The sequence below is a fragment of the Streptococcus sp. HMSC062B01 genome (assembly GCF_001811085.1).
GTDB classification, from domain to species: Bacteria; Bacillota; Bacilli; order Lactobacillales; family Streptococcaceae; genus Streptococcus; species Streptococcus gordonii.
This window is the reverse complement of sequence record NZ_KZ672806.1, coordinates 231,578-254,341: the sequence shown is the minus strand read 5'-3', so window position 1 is coordinate 254,341 and position 22,764 is coordinate 231,578. Positions and strand designations below refer to the sequence as shown.

The 22,764-nt window shown below is 40.9% G+C and carries 15 protein-coding genes and 1 pseudogene; 14 read left to right on the top strand and 2 right to left on the bottom strand.

Going from position 1 to position 22,764, the window contains the following annotated elements:
- Positions 1-92: 92 nt before the first annotated feature.
- The 3 genes from eno (at position 93) to HMPREF2780_RS10010 (ending at position 2,572) form a co-directional block, all read left to right on the top strand.
- Entirely contained in the window at positions 93-1,397 is a 1,305-nt protein-coding gene (eno, locus tag HMPREF2780_RS10020; protein WP_045503682.1) for a surface-displayed alpha-enolase, read from the top strand.
- Between the two features lie 80 nt (positions 1,398-1,477).
- Positions 1,478-2,068 (top strand): hypothetical protein, encoded by a 591-nt coding sequence (locus HMPREF2780_RS10015; RefSeq protein ID WP_061596644.1) that lies wholly within the window; start codon positions 1,478-1,480, stop codon positions 2,066-2,068.
- A gap of 99 nt (positions 2,069-2,167) precedes the next feature.
- The gene (locus tag HMPREF2780_RS10010; RefSeq protein WP_061596642.1) at positions 2,168-2,572 is read left to right on the top strand and encodes a PaaI family thioesterase; all 405 of its coding nucleotides are present in this window, start codon (positions 2,168-2,170) and stop codon (positions 2,570-2,572) included.
- Positions 2,573-2,693: 121 nt separating this feature from the next.
- On the opposite strand, the gene HMPREF2780_RS10005 is transcribed toward HMPREF2780_RS10010, so the two are convergent.
- On the bottom strand, positions 2,694-2,879 hold the full coding sequence (locus HMPREF2780_RS10005) for a hypothetical protein (RefSeq protein WP_045503673.1): 186 nt from the start codon (positions 2,877-2,879) through the stop codon (positions 2,694-2,696).
- A 73-nt stretch (positions 2,880-2,952) separates the two neighbouring features.
- Positions 2,953-3,963, bottom strand: coding sequence for a lactonase family protein (locus HMPREF2780_RS10000; RefSeq protein ID WP_105026561.1), 1,011 nt, complete (start codon positions 3,961-3,963; stop codon positions 2,953-2,955).
- A 275-nt stretch (positions 3,964-4,238) separates the two neighbouring features.
- On the opposite strand from HMPREF2780_RS10000, the gene HMPREF2780_RS09995 reads away from it, so the two are divergent.
- The 11 genes and pseudogenes from HMPREF2780_RS09995 to hisC all read left to right on the top strand — a co-directional run bounded on the left by HMPREF2780_RS09995 (position 4,239) and on the right by hisC (position 22,721).
- Positions 4,239-4,502, top strand: coding sequence for a hypothetical protein (locus tag HMPREF2780_RS09995; RefSeq protein ID WP_053794510.1), 264 nt, complete (start codon positions 4,239-4,241; stop codon positions 4,500-4,502).
- Positions 4,503-4,532: 30 nt separating this feature from the next.
- A complete protein-coding gene (locus HMPREF2780_RS09990; RefSeq protein WP_061596638.1) occupies positions 4,533-5,786 on the top strand; it encodes an efflux RND transporter periplasmic adaptor subunit in 1,254 nt (417 codons plus the stop codon).
- On the top strand, positions 5,773-6,453 hold the full coding sequence (locus HMPREF2780_RS09985) for an ABC transporter ATP-binding protein (RefSeq protein WP_061596636.1): 681 nt from the start codon (positions 5,773-5,775) through the stop codon (positions 6,451-6,453). Before HMPREF2780_RS09990 ends, HMPREF2780_RS09985 begins: the two co-directional genes overlap by 14 nt.
- A gap of 7 nt (positions 6,454-6,460) precedes the next feature.
- On the top strand, positions 6,461-7,678 hold the full coding sequence (locus HMPREF2780_RS09980) for an ABC transporter permease (RefSeq protein WP_008809356.1): 1,218 nt from the start codon (positions 6,461-6,463) through the stop codon (positions 7,676-7,678).
- 18 nt (positions 7,679-7,696) lie between these two features.
- Positions 7,697-8,353 carry a response regulator transcription factor gene (locus tag HMPREF2780_RS09975; RefSeq protein ID WP_008809355.1) on the top strand — a complete coding sequence of 219 codons (657 nt, stop codon included), beginning with the start codon at positions 7,697-7,699 and terminating at the stop codon, positions 8,351-8,353.
- Positions 8,350-9,711: pseudogene (locus HMPREF2780_RS09970) on the top strand (HAMP domain-containing sensor histidine kinase). Before HMPREF2780_RS09975 ends, HMPREF2780_RS09970 begins: the two are co-directional and overlap by 4 nt.
- Before the next feature lie 644 nt (positions 9,712-10,355).
- Complete coding sequence (locus tag HMPREF2780_RS09965; RefSeq protein WP_061596632.1) at positions 10,356-13,529, top strand: CocE/NonD family hydrolase; 3,174 nt, start codon at positions 10,356-10,358, stop codon at positions 13,527-13,529.
- 392 nt (positions 13,530-13,921) lie between these two features.
- A complete protein-coding gene (rexB, locus tag HMPREF2780_RS09960) occupies positions 13,922-17,203 on the top strand; it encodes an ATP-dependent nuclease subunit B (protein ID WP_061596630.1) in 3,282 nt (1,093 codons plus the stop codon).
- Positions 17,200-20,850 carry a helicase-exonuclease AddAB subunit AddA gene (addA, locus tag HMPREF2780_RS09955; protein ID WP_061596628.1) on the top strand — a complete coding sequence of 1,217 codons (3,651 nt, stop codon included), beginning with the start codon at positions 17,200-17,202 and terminating at the stop codon, positions 20,848-20,850. The genes rexB and addA overlap by 4 nt, the downstream gene beginning before the upstream one ends.
- Positions 20,851-20,883: 33 nt before the next feature.
- Positions 20,884-21,189 (top strand): DUF4298 domain-containing protein, encoded by a 306-nt coding sequence (locus tag HMPREF2780_RS09950; protein WP_061596626.1) that lies wholly within the window; start codon positions 20,884-20,886, stop codon positions 21,187-21,189.
- Positions 21,190-21,662: 473 nt separating this feature from the next.
- The gene (gene hisC, locus HMPREF2780_RS09945) at positions 21,663-22,721 is read left to right on the top strand and encodes a histidinol-phosphate transaminase (RefSeq protein WP_061596624.1); all 1,059 of its coding nucleotides are present in this window, start codon (positions 21,663-21,665) and stop codon (positions 22,719-22,721) included.
- Positions 22,722-22,764: the final 43 nt, after the last annotated feature.

Here is a 22,764-nt window from a genome sequence, read left to right as displayed (position 1 = left end):
TTTTAAGGTTAAGAGACGATTTTTTCTTGAAAAAAACGCTTATTTAGAGTATGATAGAAGAGTAAATAAAAAAACTCAAAGGAGAGTAAGAAATGTCAATTATTACTGATGTTTACGCTCGCGAAGTCCTAGACTCACGCGGTAACCCAACACTTGAAGTAGAAGTTTATACTGAATCAGGTGCATTCGGACGTGGAATGGTTCCTTCAGGAGCTTCTACAGGTGAACACGAAGCAGTTGAACTTCGTGATGGCGACAAATCTCGTTACGGTGGTCTTGGTACACAAAAAGCAGTTGATAACGTAAACAATGTTATCGCTGAAGCTATCATCGGTTACGATGTTCGTGACCAACAAGCTATCGACCGTGCAATGATCGCTCTTGACGGTACTCCTAACAAAGGTAAATTGGGTGCAAACGCAATCCTTGGTGTGTCTATCGCTGTAGCTCGTGCTGCTGCTGACTACCTTGAAATCCCTCTTTACAGCTACCTTGGTGGATTCAACACTAAAGTTCTTCCAACTCCAATGATGAACATCATCAATGGTGGATCTCACTCAGATGCTCCAATCGCATTCCAAGAGTTCATGATCTTGCCAGTTGGTGCTCCAACATTCAAAGAAGCTCTTCGTTACGGTGCTGAAATCTTCCACGCTCTTAAGAAAATTCTTAAATCTCGTGGTTTGGAAACTGCCGTTGGTGACGAAGGTGGATTCGCTCCTCGTTTTGAAGGAACTGAAGATGGTGTAGAAACTATCATCGCTGCTATCGAAGCTGCTGGTTATGTTCCAGGTAAAGACGTATTTATCGGATTTGACTGTGCATCATCAGAATTCTACGATAAAGAACGTAAAGTATACGACTACACTAAATTTGAAGGTGAAGGCGCTGCTGTTCGTACATCTGCAGAACAAATCGACTACCTTGAAGAGTTGGTTAACAAATATCCAATCATCACTATCGAAGATGGTATGGATGAAAATGACTGGGATGGTTGGAAAGCTCTTACTGAACGTCTTGGTAAGAAAGTACAACTTGTTGGTGACGACTTCTTCGTAACAAACACTGACTACCTTGCACGTGGTATCAAAGAAGGTGCTGCTAACTCAATCCTTATCAAAGTTAACCAAATCGGTACTCTTACTGAAACTTTTGAAGCGATTGAAATGGCTAAAGAAGCTGGATACACTGCAGTTGTATCACACCGTTCAGGTGAAACTGAAGATTCAACAATCGCTGACATCGCAGTTGCAACTAACGCAGGTCAAATCAAGACTGGTTCACTTTCACGTACAGACCGTATTGCTAAATACAACCAATTGCTTCGTATCGAAGATCAACTTGGTGAAGTTGCTCAATACAAAGGTCTTCAATCTTTCTACAACTTGAAAAAATAATTCATTCAGATTGAATGAAGTAAGGATCCCTCAAGCTTGACTTGAGGGATTTTTGAATAAAGTAAAGGGAGACTCGGGAGATGATTTATTTTCTTCTATATATTCTAAGTAGAGAGTGGCCAGCTCTTATTCTCTTGATTGTTGGACTTCTTGTAGCTCATCGATGGAAGTCTAGGAATCTGGCACTTTTAGCGGTTCTTTTATTCTTTTTGGTCACCAGTATATTGTGGAAACCTCAGTTGAGTCCGTGGCTTGCTTTTCTCTTTTTATTCCTCGCTTTCTATTTATTGATTGAAAGATATAAATGGGTTCTTTATCCTGCTCTTGCTTTAGGTTTGTTGCTGTTGGCAGTTTCTCCTATAATTGGCTTTCTTTTTACAATTTATGTTCCAGTAAGCCATTATGCCTATCTTGAGGAAAAAGGGCAGACAGTAGTAGTTCGAGAAGACTACTATGGAGCTTTTTTTAGTGATAGTAATATAGAGATTATAACTTATGGCGAAGGGAAGCTTATACCAGTAAATGTAAAGCAGTATGATAATGTTCCTATGCATGAATTTAATGAAGGCAAAGATGTTAACGAAGATGCTTTTCTTGCTCAATCGCTAACAAGAGAACGATTAGAAGAATTAAAAGACTTTATTAATAAAAGAAATCAGCAAAGACAATAGATTAGCTAGAATCAGAGTATTTATCGATTTCTTGGGAACTTTCCTTGCTTGAATCGATGAAAAGTAGTATGATAAGACACAGATTGTGAGGAGAAATAAATGAAAGATTTTCACTTTGATGCGATTTCAGCATTTGAGAACTACGAAATTGAAAAAATGGAGGATGGCCAAGTCATTGTCACGACCGAAGTGGTGACGTCTTCTCTAAACTATTATGGTAGTGCTCACGGTGGCTACCTTTTTACTCTCTGTGATCAGATTTCTGGTCTAGTCTTGATATCACAAGGTTTAGATGGAGTAACGCTCCAGTCTTCAATTAACTACCTGCGAGCAGGACATGCTGGTGATAAGCTTACTATCTCAGGGACCTGTGTTCATCCAGGACGTAAAACGAGAGTAGTAGATGTGGTTATTAGCAATCAAGAAAAAGAAAATGTCTGCAAGGCAACATTTACCATGTTTGTTACAGGGCAAAGAAAAGAAGAAAGTCAGATTAATATTTAGTACTTAAGTCCCTGTTTTTAAATAGAAACTGGGATCTATTTTTTAAAATGCCTAGCCAGTATCTGAAATTTGTGTATATATAAAAAAGCATCTCTCAATGAGGATGCTTTTTATAGTTTGCTTAAAACAAACCTTTGATTTTATCGATAGCGTCACTGGCCATTTCATTTCCAGCTACTAATTTTTTGGCTTGGTCTAGGTATTCGCCAAGTTTGTCTTTATTATCTTCAACAAACTTTTTAGCTGCATCGAAATCTTTCTTTTCGATCATTTCTTTTACTTGGTTAAATAAATCTAGGGGATTCATAATAGGCTCCTTAGTCATTTTTTCATACGGTAATAATTTAATCAAACTTTTAAATAGAAAGCAAGGAATCTGCTTATTTAAAGGTGACACAGACAGATTCAGGAACATAAAAGTCATGAGAGACTTCTGTTAATTTACCGCTTTCTATATCACGTTTGAAAACTGTCGCATTGTCAGAATCTTGGTGAACAGCAATAATGTAGTTTTGATCAGGTGTGATATTAAAATCTCGTGGATTCTTTCCATTGGTTGGTGTAATTTCGACTAATTCCAAGCTGCCATCCTTGAGAATTTTATAGACAGCGATTGAATCATGTCCGCGATTTGATCCATAGAGAAACTTGCCATCTGCAGAAAGTCTAATAGCAGCAGTACCATTTGCTCCAGTGAAGTCTTCAGGTAGGGTCGAGATAGTTTGTAGGTGGTCAAATTGGCCAACACCATCATAGATAAGAACTTCAATCGTTGAGTTTAGTTCACAAATGAGATATGCCATTTTGTAATAATTATGGAAGACTAGATGGCGTGCTCCAGCACCAGGCGCGCAAGTGTAAGTATCTAATTTTTCCAGTTTCCCATCTTCTGAAAGGTCATAGGTTACCACTTGGTCAGTTCCTAAATCGCATGTAACTAGGTATTGATCAGGTGTTAAGTCAGTGAAGTGAACATGAGCAGAAGCTTGATTCTCATGTGGACCAGATCCTTCATGTGTATCTGAATCTGCTAGCTCCAAACTGCCATCAGATAAACGCTTGTAGACTAAGACTTGGCCCTTATGGTAGTTGGCTCCATATACCAAATCACGCTTTTCATCTACTGCAACATAACAGAGTGGAGCTCCTTCTTCAACGACATGATTTAAAAGCTTGAAATCCTTATCATATGCAGCAATTCCTCCTTGCCCATTTTCAGCCCCCACAGTATAGAGATGATCAGCAGCGTCAAATGCAAGATAGGTTGGACTGGCTTCTTCGGCCACTAGCGCTAAGTTTGACAAAATTCCATTATTTGAGTCAAAATCGGCCTTGTAAAGACCTTTTGACTCCCGTCGGGTATAGGTACCAAAGTAAACTGTTTGTGTCATAATCTTACCTCGTATTGGTGTTTATTAAAGATATTGTCATTATATCATAAAATAGCTTGGATTGGTTTTCATGATAGGATATGCAAAAAATTCAAAAGAATAGTATCAGTTTAAAAAACACAAAAAAAACAGATGGCAGGTAGGAGGGTCTTAGATAGCTTTGTTAGAATAGATTTGTTCAAACAAAACAAAAAGGTTAAAAAGCTGTTTATCTTTGTTGATAAAAACATTTACAACAGATTTTAACCCAATAACTTACTAAAAAGGAGAACATCATGAACTTTAAAAAATTAGCTACTCTTATCGCAGTCTTAGGACTCTCAATTTTATTTTTGGCAGCTTGTGGAAATAAGGATAAGCAAAAAACAGAGACCTTAGATGGCAAGCCAATTGATTACAAGAAGGATGCTGTAGATAAGAAAAACAAAGTGGTTGATGGGAAAGAAGTGACAGAATATACTATGCCAGATGGTAATATTGTTCAAATTCCAGTTGATAATGAAGAAGATACAGATACAGCAGATTCAAGTGCAGAATAATAATGAGTGGTCGTGAGACTTGGAGGCAGTATGTTACGAGGAAAAAAGAAAAATTCTAAAATTATTTTAATCAGTAGTGTAGCTTTATTGACTTGTGCAGCTGTGGGAGGGTACTTCCTTTTGCAGCCAGGTCAAAATCAATCTGTTGTTGTTAACAACAAAGTTGACTCTAAAACAGTTCAAGAAGCTGTGGATGAAGCTAAGAAGAAAAGCTTGGTTTTATCTGGTGAAGTTGCACCGAATAATAGCAGTAAGGTTAAGATCGATCCATCAAAAGGTGAGGTCAAGGAAGTATTCGTCAAAAATGGCGACACTGTCACACAGGGACAGCCTCTCTTTTCCTATGTAACTTCCCAAGAGCTGACGGCTCAATCAGCTCAATATGATGCTCAGGCTAAGTCTAATAGTATTAGTACGGCGCAAAGTAATGCCTCAATTAAGTGGGAGACTTATAATCGTAAATTAGCAAATTTGAACAGCTTGCGTGAAAAATATAATGCGAATAACGATGAGTCCCTACTAGATCAGATCAAATCTGCGGAAGATGAAGTTGCACAAAGTTTAAGCGATGCGAATTCAGCTGATAATGAAGTAAAAAATGCTCAGATTGAAGCGGAAAAAGCTCAGGCAACTGCTCAAACTGAATCAGACCGAATGAAATATGATACAGTAACAGCAGATACAGCGGGCACTATCACTTCTATGAATGAAGACTTACCGACTCAATCAAAAGCTAAGAAAGAAGAAGAAAACTTTATCGAAATCATGGACAAGTCCAAGACTTTTGTAAAAGGGAACGTTAGTGAATTTGATCGCGAGAAATTACAAGTAGGACAAAAAGTTGAAGTAGTTGACCGTAAGAGCCCTAAGAAAAAATGGACAGGTACAGTAACTCAAGTCGGTACTCTTACAGCGGATGCAGCGGCAAATGGTAACAAACAACAACAGGAAAATCCAAATCAAGCTAAATACCCATATAAAGTAGAGTTAGACCAAGCCGAAAATATGCCTTTGATTGGTTCTCATACTTATGTCAATGTTATTGAAAATGCGCCTGAAGCTGGCAAGGTTGTTGTGAATAAATCTTATGTGTTCACAGAAAACGGTAAATCTTATGTTTGGAAAGTAGAAAACAAAAAGATCAAAAAACAAGAAGTCAAGACCAAGGCTCTTAAAGGTTCGCTTATTGAAATCACAGAAGGTTTGAAGATGGAAGACAGTATCTCTAGTGTTAAGAACGGCATGAAAGAGGGCATGGAGGTAGGAGCAGATGTTAAAGCTTAAAGAAATTCATAAATCTTACCAACAGGGCAGTCAGGAATTTCCTATTCTAAAAGGAATCGATCTTCATGTAAAAGAAGGTGATTTTCTAGCTATTATGGGTCCGTCAGGATCCGGTAAATCAACTCTGATGAATATCATAGGGTGCTTGGACAAGGCTAATGCTGGAAGTTATCATATTGAAGGTACAGATGTATCCAATCTATCAGATAATCAATTGTCAGATTTACGAAATCAAAAGATTGGTTTCGTATTTCAGAACTTCAATCTGATGCCAAAATTAACGGCTTGTCAAAATGTGGAATTGCCTTTAACTTATATGAAGGTTCCCAAAAAGGAAAGACGGGAACGGGCAATGGAAATGTTACGTTTGGTAGGCTTAGAAGAGCGGAGCGAATTTAAGCCAATGGAATTATCAGGGGGACAAAAGCAGCGGGTAGCCATTGCCCGCGCTTTGGTTACTAACCCAAGTTTTATTCTAGGTGATGAACCGACCGGTGCCTTGGATACCAAGACCAGCGTACAAATCATGGAACTTTTTAAGCAGTTTAATGAAGCTGGAAAAACAATCGTGATTATTACCCATGAACCAGAAGTGGCTCAAATGTGCAAGAAAACAGTTGTTTTACGAGATGGAAATATTGAACACAAAGAGGTAGAAAGGAATTAAGACATTTATGGAAGATATTTTTGTAGCTCTAAATTCCATTTTATCGCATAAAATGCGCTCAATGCTGACCATGCTGGGAATTATCATTGGGATCGGTGCCATCATTGCTATCTTTTCAATTATCGAAGGAAATACAGAAAATACCAAGAGACAGTTGATCGGTGGCAGTAATAATACCATCAAAGTGGTCTATGACAAGAAGAATGTGATTGACCCTAGTATTCCTGAAAAGGCTCAGGCAAAAAAACCTGGTTACATCCCTTTCATGGGTGAAGATATACTGAATAAGATTCGAGAAATTCCTGGTGTTAAAAATGCTCTTTTAACCTATGGAACGGATGACAAGATTTATCATCTGGAACAAAAAACATCTGGTAAGGTACAGGCTGTTTCTCAAAATATTGCAGAAATCAAGAAAATGCGGACCGTAGAGGGTGCAGATTTTTCGGATCCTGCTTTTCAAAACCAAGAGCAGGTTACTTATCTGGAAAAATCTCTCTATGATAGTCTCTTTCCAAATGGAAATGGTATTGGAAAATACATTGAAGTCAAGGGAAGTCCTTTCAAGGTAATTGGTGTTTTTGAGTCTACGGAACAAAGTGGCTTGACAGCGGGAGCTGATCGGGTTGCCTATATTCCACTCCAACAATGGCACAGACTTTTTGAGGAGTTGAATGTTAATCCAGAGGTGACAGTTCAAACCTATAAAGCAGATGACCTGAAGAAGGTGGCAAAAAAAGTTGGAGATTATCTCAATCAACAAGTTCCTAGTTCTGATTATATGTTTGGGGTGCTAAATTTACAGGAATTTGAACGTCAATTGGATAATTTGAACCAATCAAACTTTGTACTTTTGGCAGGGATTGCCAGTATTTCCCTTCTGGTTGGAGGGATTGGTGTTATGAACATCATGCTAGTCTCTGTTACAGAAAGGACTCGTGAAATTGGTATTAAGAAGGCTTTGGGAGCAAGACGAAAAATCATTCTCAAGCAGTTTTTGATTGAAGCAGTTATCTTGACCTTGATGGGTGGATTTATAGGAGTAGTGGCTGGAATCCTATCTGGTTTTGCTATTACCCAGTCATTGGCTTATCCTTACATTCTTTCCCTCTTCTCAGTCTTTGTAAGTTTGCTATTTTGTTGTATAATAGGGGTAGTATTTGGATTGCTACCAGCCGTCAAGGCGTCCAAGCTTGATCCAATCGAAGCTTTGCGCTTTGAATAGAAGTAATAAGGAGTCGTTATGTATAAGATTTTGGTCGTAGAAGATGATACTACTATCAACCAAGTCATATGTGAATTTTTAAAAGAAAGTAACTACAGTGTTACGCCGGTTTATGATGGCGCAGAGGCTCTACGTCAGTTTGAAGAAGAGACTTTTGATTTAGTCATTTTAGATATGATGTTGCCATCCGTTAGTGGTTTAGATGTTCTCAAGGAAATCCGTAAGACATCGCAGATCCCAGTCATGATTTTAACTGCTCTAGATGATGAATATACCCAGCTAGTGAGTTTTAATCACTTGATTAGCGATTACGTGACTAAGCCTTTTTCACCCCTCATTTTGGTGAAAAGAATAGAAAATATTTTACGTCGGACTGCTGTTTATTCTGAAATTGTCATCGGTGACTTGCGCGTGGTTTTAGAAGATTGTACGATTTTCTGGCAAGGAGAAAAGCTAGCTCTGACCAAGAAGGAGTACGAAATTCTAGAAGTTCTTGCTAAACGTAAGGGCCATTTAGTGACAAGAGACCAGCTTATGAATACTATTTGGGGCTATAGTGAGCTAGATAGTCGTGTCTTGGACAATCATATCAAGAATATTCGCAAGAAAGTTCCTGGAATTCCTTTGTCAACCATTACTGGTATGGGCTATCAATTGGGTGGAGATCAGGCGTGAAGATTGTAAAAAAGAATTTCCTGCTGACCAGTTCGATTATCTTTGTTGTTGTCACAGTAGTGCTTGCTAGTCTCTATTTTGCTATGCCAATCTATTATGAGCAAGTAAAGAGTAGAGAAGCTAATCATGAATTTGAACAAGTAACTCAGCAAATGAAGGGGAAGTCGATTGACGAAATGAAATCTCTTCTCACTGATTATAGTCATAAAAATAATCGTATCTGGTTTAATTTGACAGATGCCAAAGACCAGGTCGTTTACCCGACTGTTGAAGTAAGTGAGACCCAAGATTCCTTACAACTAACAATCCTTCCTACCATGGCTGATGGAACAGCTAAGCATAAAAGTATCAGTAAGAAGCTTAAAACATCTGATGGAAAAATCTTGACCCTGCAGGGAGAATATTCTCTGCAGCCCGTCAGTGATGCCAGTCATATTTTGCTCAATCTATATCCTTTTGTTTTAGTCGTATCCCTTAGCCTAGGAGGACTTTCTGCCTATCTTTACAGCCGGACCTCTAGTCAGCGGATAAAGGATATATCGGCTGCAACTCGTCAGATGACCAGTTTAGCGCCAGATGTTGTTTGTGTAGCTAAAGGAAAGGATGAAATCGCTGAACTCGCTCAGGATATCAATCACCTTTATGCTAACTTGCTGACAAGTATGGAAGCGTTGAAAGTGGAAAATGAAAAGGTTGCTGAGAGTGAAAGGGAGAAGGCTGAGTTCCTTCGTATGACTTCCCATGAGCTGAAGACGCCAATAACCAGTATGATGGGAATGATTGACGGTATGATATACGGCGTAGGGGAATTCAAGGATCGAGATACCTACCTTCATAAATGTCGAGAAATTTTAGAAGAGCAATCCGCTCTGGTTCAGTCCATCTTAGCTATCTCTAAAATGGAGATGGGAACAGAGGTGACTGAGGAAGTCTTTTCATTGAAGCAGGTTCTAGAAGAAAATCTCGGCGCCTACAAACTGATGGCAGACATGAGGAACTGATAGTGCCAAGTTAGTTTAGAAGAGGCTGAGATGAAGGGCAATAAGATCTACTTGGTCAAGGCGATCAAAAATCTCATTGATAATGCTTTTAACTATACTGTTCAAAATGGGAAAATATCAATCCGCCTTGAAGAACACCTCTTGTTCATTGAAAACCAGGCTGAGCGTGTTTTAGATGAGACTCAGATCCAGCAGATCTTTCAACCATTTTACAGGCCGGATTATAGCCGAAACCGGAAAGATGGAGGGACTGGTCTGGGACTCTTTATCGTTCAGCAAATTTTGGATAAGCATCAGTTTGCATATAAATTTGAAGCTGTTGATGGCAAATGGATGCGATTTAGCATTTCCTTTTAAATGAAGCCTATCAAAGTCTCAGACAAGCAGGAAGAAACTTTACAATCTAATAAGAACACCACAAACAATGTGGTGTTTTAATTTTTTTTATTATGTGCAAAAATAGACAAAAATACATTGACAGCGCTTACATATAGTGTTAGAATGAAGCTGTACTTTGCTGAAGAATAATAGTAAGAGGCCCTTAGAAAGCCTCTTTGACTGTAGTTAAATTTATGTCATTGGGATATATTTGATTAAGAAATATTTTTCAGTAAAAAGTCAGCCATATGAGAATCCGATTAGCAGTTTGGCTCCATTCATCAGTAGCCTTCCTAGCCAATCTTTTGCATCGCGGAACTAACTGGCTTTTAAAATAGTGTATTACAGTTTAATTTACTAATTGTTTCTCCTCTTCAATGATCTTGCTTTCTTTTTAATTTTAAGAAATAGAGCAGATATTTCCAATAAGGAGGGGGAGTCATCTTGCCTTTTTAAAAAAGGCGTTTTATAAAGTGAAAGAGGGGTGGAGCGCTTCAAGCTTTTGAAAGTCCTGAATGTATTTAAAAATTTTTTCGTTATTTGTTTATCAAACGGCAGTGAAGGAAATTGTATCTACTAGCCTTGACTGCTGATTTTGAAAACATGGTATAAGGAGTCATTTTATGAAAAAATCAACCATTGTTTCGATTGTAGCTGCAAGTTTATTGATTAGTCCTCTTGTTTTGGCGCGTCACGTTCAAGCAGATGAAGTTGGCTCAAATAGTGTTGAGCCAGTGTTAGCGACCAGTACGGATCAAGAGTCTAGTCCCGATAAATCGGTATCTGAGCAAGTAGCGTCAAGTGAGAATGCTGAAGTTAATAAGGAAAGCTCTACTGAAGGTGTAGGGCAAAAAGCGGTCGTTGAGGAAGCAATCGATTCCAATCAATCTATAGGTGAGAAGGAAAATCATTTCGATAAAGCAGTCCCTGAGTCTTCAAATGTGTCGGATAAATCAGCTACGGACAAGGGAGCGGTTCCTGAAAAGCCAGTAGCAGATACTGGTAGTGATACTGAAAAGAAAGTTGATCCAAGAGAAGAGAACAATTCAGCAACTGTAACTTCGAATAAAGAGCCAGGAAATGATAGAAGTGCTACTAGAGTGTCTAATCCACCTAAGACGACCTTAGCAGACTTGTCAGAAGTAACTGGTCAAGCAAGGACTGAGGAAGATTCTAAGAAGGAAGCAACAATCAGCGAAGCTGTTAATCAACTTTTGAAATGGGCATCGACAAAAGAAGGACAAGTTGGTTCAACTGACCAGGATCGTTTAGCCTTCGCTAAGAGTCTAGGAATGATTGACCAAAAGGCGAAAGGATCCGATCCAGTTACAGACCTTGTTACTATGGTTGCTGCAGCGAAAAAACTCCATGCTGCTTACAGAGCAGAGCGCAAGACACCTCTCTTTATGAATGGTAGAGCACAGCCTATTTTCCCATTTACTCGTGGTGATGATCCTGAACATTATTCATATGAGAATAGTGATATTGTCCGTTATGTTGTTTATGTTGAAACGGACTATGATACAGATGGAGATGGGAAACCAGACTTGGTAAAGACTTTCGTCCAAGTTCCAAAGGCTGCTGTTAAAGGTGATTATAAAGCTCCGACAATCTTTGAAGCTAGCCCATACGTTGCAGGTACGACAGAAGAACGTACCCTAGAAGGGCTGGGTCTCAAAGAAGGTGGCAAATTTGATATGGCTAAGCTCTATACCAAGCCAGACAAGAGAAAAGCAGTCAAAGAAGTTTCGACAGAAGAGGTTGCAAAAGCGACTAAACCTAAGGATTGGTACTATGTCAATCCACGTGAAAGTTCTGATGATTATACTCATTATGATTATGAAAACCTGAACTGGTACAATTATTACCTAGTCCGTGGTTATGCGGTTGTAACAAGTAGTGGACTGGGCTCAAAAGGTTCAGATGGAATCAATACAACAGGCTCTGATTTGGAAGTTGCTGCCTACAAGAGTATTATCGAATGGTTGAATGGCAAACGCAAGGCTTATGCAGATAAAACAAGCAATCGTGAGGTCAAGGCGGATTGGTCGAGTGGCAATGTTGCCATGACTGGTTTGTCTTGGGCTGGAACAACTACTTTTGGAGTTGCGTCTACTGGTGTAGAAGGTCTTAAAACAATAGTACCTGCAGCGGGAATTGCCAGTTGGTATGATCACTTTAATAGTCAAGGTTCTCCTCTTGATACAGGTGCTTCAAATGATCTATCTTGGTTGTCTGTTTATACCTCTGGTAGGATCTTAGACAAGGATGACTGGGATAAAATTAAAGACTACTATGCTGCTTATATCACAAAACTCAACGAGCTGCAACACAAGGATGGTCATAATTATAATGGAGAATATGCTAAGCGTGACTATACCTTAAATGCAGCCAATCTAAAAGCTGCTCCCTTGCTGATCCAAGGGCTTAATGATGATAATGTCAAACCAAAACATTTTGAATTAATGCTAGAAGCATATAAGAAGGCAGGTATAGATCCAAAAGTATTGCTCCACCAAGGAAATCACGTTTATCCATCTACTCGCTGGGCAGGAACTACAGTGGCTGGTCAAGCATTTAATGATTTAATGAATCAATGGTATAGTCATTATTTATTCGGTCTTCAAAATGGCATCGAACATCTTCCACAGGTGACTGCTCAGGACAACCTAGATCCAACCAAGTGGCGTCGATTTGATAAATGGGAAACAGACAATAAAATCACTGCTCGTGCCTATTCCAAGAGAGAAGATGTGACCGTATCTAGTGATTTTTATGGCACAGGTGAAAATTGGACTACGAGAAACCAAGACGCAGCCTTTCATTCATCCGCCGTCAGTGCTTCATATGCAGCTCCTGTCGATCGTGATATTACCATTAAAGGCCATATTCCTCTTCATTTTAGTGCGGCCTTCTTGAAAGGTGATAAGAAGCATGCCCATGTCAGCGCGACTTTGATGGATGTATCTGATGAGGAATTTGATGTTGTCAAAGAAGAAATCACTTATGATAAGAACGGTTATAGTACTCGTACACTAGAAAAAGAAACGGTTGATGAAAAAGGAGATTGGCATGGTAGCAATCTAGACAGTCTTCCGGTTAAAGAATACAAGACGCATAAAGTGAAAAGTGTGGTTATTTCTAGAGGCTGGATGAACTTGGCTAACCCAGATTCAGGTTTTAATTCTGCAAGTTCTAGTCATTCAATCGATCTAAAAGAAAATGAGTACCACAACTACACTATGTACTTGCAGCCAAACTTGTATACTGTTAAAAAGGGTCACCGTCTGGTCCTAACCTTACATGCTTTTGATCCAGACTACATTTATTATGCTGATCCGTACGAAGTCAAGTTTAAGACAGATTCTATTTCTGCAACGATACCAATTGTAGAAGAAAGTCAATCTCTCTTACTTCGTTATCAGCCAAATGAGAAAGATACCGAGTACGCTAAGTTAGCAGACCGTATTCTAGCAATTGCTAAAAAGAACCCTGCAGTAGAAAAGGACAATCAGCAGGACAAGGGAAGTGGCTCTGATCTTAAGCCAGGAGGACAAATGGATCAACAACCACCAGTAGGACGGGACTCTATGGAATTCCGTAAGGAACAAAAGGTTGAAATCGCTAATCTTGAACACAAAGAAAATGATGCTTCTTCAAAAGAAGTGGCTCTTTCAAGAGAAGCAAGACTTCCTGAAACTGGTCAAAAAGAAAATTCTTGGTCAATCTATGGTATGCTAAGCTTACTTTTAGCCGGCTTGTGGAAAGTGATTAGTGGACGTAAAGAAGAGAAATAATAGGATTGAATCATTTTATTTACACTTGGCTTTTCACTTCTTGCTTACTAGATTAAATTCTAAGCCTAAATAGGAAATACCGAACTCTAGAGAATCTTCAGTAGTTTGGAGCAAACCGTTTCTTATAGAAAAAAGACTGGTTTTGCAATCTAGTTGATAAATCGCACCCTGAAAGTTAGAAATAATCTAACCTTCGGGGTGTTTTCATTTGAAATATTCTAAGCTGGTTGAAGTTTCTGCTGTTTAAAAAAGTAGGAAAAATAAGTAGATGCAAAACGTCTCATCTAGTTGTTAGGGGATGAAAAAGGATTAGTTGAATGTGTATAGCTAAGAGTCAAATCCCTTCAAAAATGATATAATAAACCTATATTTTCTAGAGGAAAAGGCAGGCTATGAAATTACTTTATACAGATATTCGCCATTCTTTGACCAAGGTTTTAGTGGCTGAGGCTGAGAGTTTGGTGGTGGCTGGTAAGCGAGTCTTTTATATTGCGCCAAATTCGCTTTCTTTTGAGAAGGAGCGGGCGGTTTTGGAGTGCCTGAAGAACAAGGCATCCTTTGCTATTACGGTGACGCGCTTTGCCCAGATGGCTCGGTATTTTGTCCTCAATGATGTCCGGAAAGGGCAGAGTTTGGACGATATTGGTCTGGGAATGCTAATTTATCGGACCTTGACAGAGTTAGATGATGGAGAGCTTAAGGTCTATGGTAGGATTAAGAAGGATCCCCAGTTTATCCAGCAGCTGATGGATCTTTACCATGAACTGCAGACAGCCCAGATGTCCTTTGAGGATTTGGAATTTCTTGAGGAGCCTGAGAAGGGGGAGGATCTGGTCAAGATTTTTACAGCTGTGGCTACGGCTCTAAATAAGGGTGATTTTGATTCATCCTCTCAGATTGCGACTTTTGCCCAGCATATTCTGTCAGGTGATACAGATGAGGAATTGGAGAATCTAGCTCTGGTCATTGATGGCTTTACGCGTTTTTCTGCTGAAGAGGAATACCTGGTCGGTCTCCTACATCGGAAAGGTGTGGAGATTGTTATCGGGACCTATGCTAGCCAAAAAGCCTATCGAGCAGCCTTTCGTGAGGGCAATCTCTATCAGGCCAGCGTGGATTTTCTGAGAAAGCTGGCCGAGGACTATCAGGTCAAGCCTGACTATATCCCTCATGCGGAAGCAGAAGATGCCTTTGGACGGATTTCCAATATCTTGGAGAGTCGTTATGACTTTTCAGAATCAACGGTGAGTCTGAGTGATCTAGACCGCTCCCAGCTTCAAATCTGGGCTACTATGAATCAGAAAGAAGAGCTGGAGTATGTGGCTAAGTCCATCCGACAGCGGGTTCATGATGGGGCGCGTTATAAGGATATTCGCCTGCTTTTGGGAGATGTGGAAGCCTACCAGCTTCAGCTCAAGACTATTTTTGACCAATATCAGATTCCCTACTATCTGGGTCGGAGTGAGTCGATGGCGCAGCATCCGCTGGTCCAGTTTGTCGAATCTTTGGAGCGGCTAAAACGCTATAATTTCCAACTGGAAGACCTGCTCAATCTCTTAAAGACGGGGCTCTATGGCGATTTGACTCAAGAAGAGCTGGATCATTTTGAGCAATATCTGCGCTTTGCGGACATTAAGGGGGCAGGCAAGCTAGCCAAGGATTTCACGGCCAATAGCCAAGGGAAATTTGACCTAGACTGTCTCAATCATATTCGTCGCCGAGTCATGACTCCGCTGCAAGACTTTTTCAAATCCCGCAGCCAGACGGCATCGGGACTCTTAGCTAAGTTTACGGAGTTCGTACAAGCAGCTCGTTTGTCTGACAATTTGACAGCTCTGCTGCAGGGAGAAAGTCAGCAGGAGCAGGAGCGTCATGAGGAAGTCTGGAAGGCTTTCAGCCATGTCTTAGAGCAGTTTGCTCAGGTTTTTGCAGATAGTAAGGTCAAACTAGACGACTTTCTGGCCTTGGTCCTCTCAGGCATGCTTTTGTCCAACTATCGGACAGTACCGGCGACGGTAGATGTGGTCAAGGTCCAGTCTTATGACCTGATAGAACCTTTAGCCGCTCCTTACGTCTATGCAATCGGACTGACTCAAGAGCGTTTTCCGAAAATCGCGCAAAACAAGAGTTTGCTCAGTGATGAAGATCGGGCTCGGCTCAATGACGCAACGGATTCTCAGGCGGAACTGCAGATTGCTAGCTCAGAAAATCTCAAGAAGAATCGCTACACAGCGCTGTCGCTGATGAATTCTGCTACCAAAGAGCTGGTCTTGTCTGCGCCGGCCTTAGTCAATGAAGTAGAGGACAGCATGTCGACCTATCTATTGGAATTGACTGCAGCACCGCTGTCCTTGCCCATCATTGTCAAAAAGCCTCAGGCTTCCAGTGACGATATTGGTAGCTACCGAGCTCTCTTGTCTCAGATCATCGAGCTTCATCAAGAGGAGATTGACCGAGAGTGGACAGCAGAGGAGAAAACTTTTTGGGCGGTGGCTGTGCGGGTTCTCCGCAAGAAGTTAGCAGCAGAAGGCATCAGTATTCCGCAAATCAGCAAGGAACTGAAAACGGAGTCTCTGCAACCGGAAACTCTGCAAGCTCTTTATCCAAAAGATCAGCCTCTCCGACTTTCAGCCTCTGCTTTAAACGAATACTTCAAAAATCAATATGGCTATTTCATCAAATATATTTTAGGATTACAGGAAGAGTGGACTATTCATCCAGATGCTAGAAGCCACGGAAATTTTCTGCATCGAATTTTTGAGAAAGTACTTCAGGAGAATACTAGTCGAGACTTTGACCAGCGACTAGAAGTGGCAATAGACGAAACCATGCGGGAGACTGAATTTGAAAGTCTATACAATGAATCTAGCGAGAGTCTCTTTACTCGTCAATTGCTACTAGATACTGCTAAGTCAACTGGTCAAGTTCTGGCTCAGTCAGCTGGGATTGAAACGATTGGAGAAGAAACAGTCTTTGGGAACAGTAAAGAGCCTTTCCTTATCTTGGAAGATGGCAGAGCTGTTAGTGTTCGAGGCAAGGTGGATAGAATTGACCGATTGCTAGCTGATGGGAGTATGGGAGTCGTGGACTATAAGTCTAGCGAGACTAAGTTTAGCTATGAAAAATTCTTTAATGGTCTGAATTCTCAGCTTCCGACTTATCTAGAGGCTATCCAGGAACTCCAAGGTCAGCAGGAAGGTAGAGATCTTTTCGGTGCCATGTACTTGCAAATGACAGAGCCTATTGTTGCCCTTAAAGATACCAAAGAGCTAGGAGATGCGGTCAAGGAAGTTGCGAAAACCATGCAGTACAAGGGACTCTTTTTAGCAGATAAGCTGGCCTCTTTGGGTCCTGTTTATGAAAAGAGCAAGGTTAATAGTCTCAGTCAAGAAGAACTGGCTATTTTACTAGCTTATAATGAAATTCTCTATAAAAAAGTAGCTAAAGGCATTCTGGCTGGTCACTTTGAGGTTAATCCCTATACAGAAAATGGCCGGAATATAGCACCTTATGTCGATCAGTTTAAGGCTATTACCGGCTTTGAAGCCAATCGCCACCTAGGCCAAGCCAGACAGTTAGATAAATTAGATTTGAGTAAATTTGAAAAACGTCCAGTTGGTGAGAAACTGCGCCAAGCATGGATAGAAAAGATGAGGGAGGAGTTGAAAAAATGAGGAAGAAGTCTTTTTTAAGCCCAGAAGAAATCAGTCAGCTACAGCATTTTGAAGCCACTTCTAATAAGGAACAAAAACGAACTGCTGAGCAGATTGAGGCTATTTATTCCTCAGGTCAAAACATCCTAGTCTCTGCATCAGCTGGGTCAGGGAAAACCTTTGTCATGGTTCAGAGGATTATTGACCAGATTCTCCGTGGAGTGTCCGTCCAGGAACTCTTCATCTCAACCTTTACCGTAAAAGCGGCTGGAGAACTCAAGGAGCGTCTAGAAAAAGAGTTAAGTAAAGTCCTCAAAGAAAGTCAGGATGAAGAACTTAAACAACACCTAGCCCAGCAGTTAGCGGCTATTGCCACGGCTGATATTGGGACCATGGACTCTTTTACACAAAAGCTTCTCAACAAGTATGGTTATCTCCTGGGCCTGGCCCCAAATTTTCGTATTCTCCAGTCAGCTAGTGAGCAAACTATGCTACAAAATGAAGTCTTTCAGCAGCTTTTTGAACAATATTATACTGGTGATCAGAAGGATATTTTTGAAAAGTTAGTCAAAAATTTCACGGGCAAGAAAAAGAACACCTCTGGTTTTCGCCAGCAAGTTTACGCCATTTACCAGTTTCTCCAATCAACCAGCAATCCTCAGAGATGGTTGCAGGACTTTTTCCTTAAAGGCTATGAAGAGACAGATTTTTCTCGCGAGAGAGACAAAATTTTACAGCAAGTGAAAGGTGCTCTTTTTGACCTTGAAGATTTTTTCCGTTTTCACTTGGATCATGAGGGACGTGAATTTGCGGGAGCTAAATACCAAGAAAATGTGTTGCTTGCGCTAGATAAATTGGGGAGTTTGCAGGAATCGTCCTCTGAGCAGGACTATTTCCGTGTCTTAAAAGACGTGGTTCTTCTATCACGGGCTAGCGGTGGCCGAGCCTTGACCATCACTACTCGCAAGGAAGAATTAAAAGAGTTAGCTGATACCTTTAACCAAGGACGTAAAGAAAGAATCGAGCATTTGCGAGGTCTTGAGTCCAGCCTTTATCAATTTGAGTTCCTTGAGAAGTACCAGGATGACAGTCTGCCTCTCTTAGATTTGCTACGTGATTTCATGAGTGACTTTACTCGAACTTATCTAGAACGTAAAAAAACTGAGAATGCTTTTGAGTTTGGGGATATCAGCCATTTTGCGATACAGATTTTAGAGGACTTCCCACAGGTAAGAAGCTTTTATCAAGAGCGTTACCATGAGGTCATGGTTGATGAGTACCAGGACACAAACCACACTCAGGAGCGAATGTTGGAGCTCTTATCTAACGGCCATAATCGATTTATGGTGGGGGATATCAAACAATCCATCTATCGTTTTCGTCAAGCAGATCCTCAGATTTTCAATGATAAGTTTCGGCTTTATCAAGCAGATCCAAGCCAAGGGAAACTGATTGTCCTCAAGGAGAATTTCCGTAGTCATGTAGAGGTACTGGAAGCAACCAATGATGTCTTTAAGAGACTGATGGATGAGCAGGTCGGGGAAATTAACTATGATGAGACCCATTATTTGGTGGCGGGAAATCCGACGAAAGCATCACCTAATCCAAAAAATAGGGCTGAATTCCTCCTTTATGATTCGACGGTAGCAAGCGAGGAACTAAGTGAGGAAAGTATCTCTGCTGGAGAAGTGTCTCTAGTTATTAAGGAAATCATTCGCCTGCATGAGGAAGAAGCGGTTGCCTTTAAGGACATTACTCTTTTAACGGCTTCTCGGACTCGAAATGATATAATCTTGGCTGAGTTTGACAAGTATAATATCCCTCTTGTACCAGATGGAGGAGAAGACAATTACCTCCAGTCTGTCGAAGTCATGGTTATGTTGGACACCTTGAGGACTATCAATAATCCTCTAAATGATTATGCCTTGACAGCCTTACTCAAATCAGCAATGTTTGACTTTGGAGAAGATGAGCTGGCTCGAATAGCGCTACAGAAAAGTCAGGAAAAATCGCAGGAAAATCTCTATGAGAAGTTAGAAAATGCCTTGACTAATCAAGGATTGCATCCAGACTTAATCTTGCCAGACCTTAAAAAGAAACTAGTGCTCTTTCAAAAGACACTCTTATCGTGGAGAACCTTTGCTAAAACTCATTCTCTGTACGATTTGATTTGGAAGATTTATCAAGACCGCTTTTATTATGACTATGTTGGTGCCTTGCCCAATGGAGCCCAGCGTCAAGCCAATCTCTATGCCCTCTCACTCAGAGCTAATGACTACGAGAAATCAAGTTTTAAAGGCCTGTCTCGATTCATTAGCATGATTGATAAAATTTTAGAGAACCAGCACGATTTGGCTAGCGTTCCTTATGCTGCACCGCAAGATGCGGTTCATTTGATGACAGTCCACAAGAGTAAGGGACTAGAGTTCAAGTATGTCTTTCTGCTTAATATGGACAAGGCCTTTAACCGCCAAGATACCAGTTCTAGCATTATCTTGAGTCGTAAAAATGGGATTGGGATTAAATATATCGCTGATGTAGAGGTTGAATATCCAGAAGAAGTAAAAACAAGATCAATCCGTTTGTCAATGGACACGCTACCCTACCAGCAAAATTTAGAAGAGATCAAGCTAGCAAGTCTTTCTGAGCAGATGCGCTTACTTTATGTAGCTATGACACGGGCTGAAACCAAGCTTTACTTAGTTGGAAAAGGTAGTCAAGAAAAACTTGAGAAACGAAGCTGGGGACAGGTCGAAGAGGGGCGTTTATCAGCTTCTATCCGTAGTCAGCTAACTTCTTTCCAAGATTGGATCTATGCTATACAGGCTGTTTTTTCAGAAGATCACCTTGCTTTTGATTTGAGATTTGTCAGTGACGAAGATTTGACTGCTGACAAGATTGGCCAGATCCACCATTCAAATCCCTTTGATGCGGATGATTTGACAGACAACCGTCAGTCCGATGATATCGGCAGGGCTCTGGATATCTTAGAAAGTGTAGATCGACTAAATAGCCAATACCGCTCTGCTATTGAGCTACCTAGTGTGCGAACGCCAAGCCAAATTAAGAAGTTCTATGAGCCGATTATGGACACAGAAGGCCTGGATATCATTGATGAGCGAGTAGCTTTTCGGCCTCAGCCTAACTTCGACTTACCTGATTTTAGCCGGAAAACCAAGGTGACCGGAGCCCAAGTCGGTAGCGCTGTTCATGAACTTATGCAAAGGATTCCTTTAGATCAGAAGCCGGACTTGTCTGTTTTAAAATCAAGTCTAAAACAGGTCCAAGCAGAAGAGTCTGTGAAAAAACAGATTGACCTCAACAAGATTGCAAGTTTCTTTGAGACTCAGCTTGGTGAAATCTTGCTAGCTAACTCAGATAAGTTGCATCGAGAAGCGCCTTTTGCCATGCTTAAGAAGGACGAAACCAGCGGTCAGGAATTTGTTCTTCGGGGGATTCTGGATGGCTATCTGCTCTTTGAGGATCGGATTATCCTCTTTGACTACAAGACGGATAAATACAAAGAGCCATCTGAGTTGATTGCTCGCTACCGAAGCCAGCTAGACTTATACGCTCAAGCTCTCAGTCGTTCTTACGGTATTTCTCAGATTGAAAAATATTTAATTCTGCTGGGCGGTGAGAAGCTTCAGTTGCTTCAGGTGGACTGATTGGTTGGTTAATTTCAGAAAGGAAAGAATTAGATGGAGCAGTTAGAACGAATTCAAAAAATGGAAGAACATCTGAATAAATATGCTCAAGTCCTAGCAGATGCTCAGAAAGCTCTAGATCAACTGGAGCGCTGCCAGTCAGATTATATCCAGCTGAGGGACTACTATACTGGTCAGAAATTTTTTGATGATTTAGAATACTCAAATAGTCCAGATTTCCCTGAAAATATAGCTTGCGGTGTCTTAAGCGAAGATGCTGTCTATGACCTAATGGGGGAGCATTTTGAAACAGCGATTAGTCTGCTGGATTTGTCCAGTTCCATGCTAAAAGAACGATAGTATGTTTTAAAAATACAAATAAAATTAATAATTTTCATTTTTCTCTTGCTTTTTATTTAAAATTCATGTAGAATATTCAACAATAAATTGAAAGCGATGAGAGAAAAAGTCTAAGACAAGAAACAGAGAGTGCCTATTGGTGAGACGGCATCCAATCCTTAGACGACACATTCTTGAGTGCGGGTGCGAAATTTGTCAGTAGACCGAGACTAGTATCCGACGGCTGATTACCGTTATCAATCTGGAGTCTCGTACTCCCAGAGGGTCCTCAGGCGACTGGGGTCCGAATAAAGGTGGAACCACGTGTCAACGTCCTTGCAAAGTTTTTTTGCGAGGGCTTTTTATTATATTTAAACCAGAAGATTCCCCTATTTTCCTTTAGCAAAGCGGTAAATTTCGTCTTTCATTTATTGGAAGATCTAAAAGATAATCAGAGTCAGATAATGGCTAGTGTGTGAAAGAGAGGTGGCAAGATGGTTAAGCTAAAAGGTCTCAGGCAGATCAATCCTTATGTAGCGGGGAAGCAGCCCAATGAGCCAGACATGATTAAGCTCAATACCAATGAAAATGCTTATGGGCCAAGTCCTAAGGTGGCAGGGGCCCTGCAGAACTTTGATGCCCAGGAGTTGCGCAAGTATTCCAGTTTGGATCAGGCGGAGCTCTGTCAGGCTTTGGCTACAAATTTGGGTGTATCACCTGACCAGCTCATTATCGGTAACGGGAGTGACGACATCTTGTCCATGGCTTTCCGGGCTTTCTTTAACAGTGGCGAGTCGGTCTTATTTCCAGACTTGACCTATGGTTTTTACAAGGTCTGGGCAGACCTCTACCAAGTGCCTTTTCGAGAAATTTCTCTGACAGATGATTTTGAGGTCCATCCGTCAGATTATTTTGGAGATAATGGTGGCATTATCTTAGCCAATCCCAATGCCCCGACGGGGATTTATCTGCCACTGAATCAGTTGGAGGAAATTCTGGCGTCCAATCAGGATGTAGTAGTGGTTGTGGATGAGGCTTACATTCACTTTGGCGGTCAATCTGCCCTGCCTCTGCTAGACACCTATCCCAACCTCTTTATCACACGGACCTTTTCCAAGGATGCTGCCTTAGCTGGTCTGCGAGTGGGCTACGGTATCGGTCATCCAGACTTAATAGCTGTCATGAAAGCTGTCAAGGATTCCATTAATCCTTACTCGGTGGATCTGTTGGCAGAGCGCTTGGCTCTTGCTGCGGTGCAAGATTGGGATTATTATTTGGAGACCGGCAGAGCCATCCAAGAGACCCGAGATTGGTTTGCTGGAGAATTGGCTGGGCTGGATTTCCAAGTCCTGCCTAGTCAGACCAACTTTGTCTTAGCCCAGCCTACTAGAATCTCTGCAGCAGAGCTTTTTCAGCAGTTAGAGGAGCGTCGGATTTATGTGCGATATTTTCCAAAAGCAGAACGAATCAAGGACTTCCTGCGCATCTCTATCGGACGGCGAGAGGAGATGGAAACAGTCTTAGCAGCTATCAAGGACATTTGCAGTAGCTGAGAGTTAGACTCAAAGCCATACAGTGTAAAAATAGATCTAGAAA

Bases quoted from the DNA above. Each gene is read 5' to 3' on its own strand.
- eno (WP_045503682.1), top strand. From the start codon at position 93: ATGTCAATTATTACTGATGTTTACGCTCGCGAAGTCCTAGACTCACGC.
- HMPREF2780_RS10000 (WP_105026561.1), bottom strand. From the start codon at position 3,963: ATGACACAAACAGTTTACTTTGGTACCTATACCCGACGGGAGTCAAAA.
- HMPREF2780_RS09980 (WP_008809356.1), top strand. From the start codon at position 6,461: ATGGAAGATATTTTTGTAGCTCTAAATTCCATTTTATCGCATAAAATG.
- HMPREF2780_RS09965 (WP_061596632.1), top strand. From the start codon at position 10,356: ATGAAAAAATCAACCATTGTTTCGATTGTAGCTGCAAGTTTATTGATT.
- hisC (WP_061596624.1), top strand. From the start codon at position 21,663: ATGGTTAAGCTAAAAGGTCTCAGGCAGATCAATCCTTATGTAGCGGGG.
- HMPREF2780_RS09975 (WP_008809355.1), top strand. From the start codon at position 7,697: ATGTATAAGATTTTGGTCGTAGAAGATGATACTACTATCAACCAAGTC.
- HMPREF2780_RS09950 (WP_061596626.1), top strand. From the start codon at position 20,884: ATGGAGCAGTTAGAACGAATTCAAAAAATGGAAGAACATCTGAATAAA.
- addA (WP_061596628.1), top strand. From the start codon at position 17,200: ATGAGGAAGAAGTCTTTTTTAAGCCCAGAAGAAATCAGTCAGCTACAG.
- HMPREF2780_RS10005 (WP_045503673.1), bottom strand. From the start codon at position 2,879: ATGAATCCCCTAGATTTATTTAACCAAGTAAAAGAAATGATCGAAAAG.
- HMPREF2780_RS10010 (WP_061596642.1), top strand. From the start codon at position 2,168: ATGAAAGATTTTCACTTTGATGCGATTTCAGCATTTGAGAACTACGAA.
- HMPREF2780_RS09985 (WP_061596636.1), top strand. From the start codon at position 5,773: ATGTTAAAGCTTAAAGAAATTCATAAATCTTACCAACAGGGCAGTCAG.
- rexB (WP_061596630.1), top strand. From the start codon at position 13,922: ATGAAATTACTTTATACAGATATTCGCCATTCTTTGACCAAGGTTTTA.
- HMPREF2780_RS09995 (WP_053794510.1), top strand. From the start codon at position 4,239: ATGAACTTTAAAAAATTAGCTACTCTTATCGCAGTCTTAGGACTCTCA.
- HMPREF2780_RS09990 (WP_061596638.1), top strand. From the start codon at position 4,533: ATGTTACGAGGAAAAAAGAAAAATTCTAAAATTATTTTAATCAGTAGT.
- HMPREF2780_RS10015 (WP_061596644.1), top strand. From the start codon at position 1,478: ATGATTTATTTTCTTCTATATATTCTAAGTAGAGAGTGGCCAGCTCTT.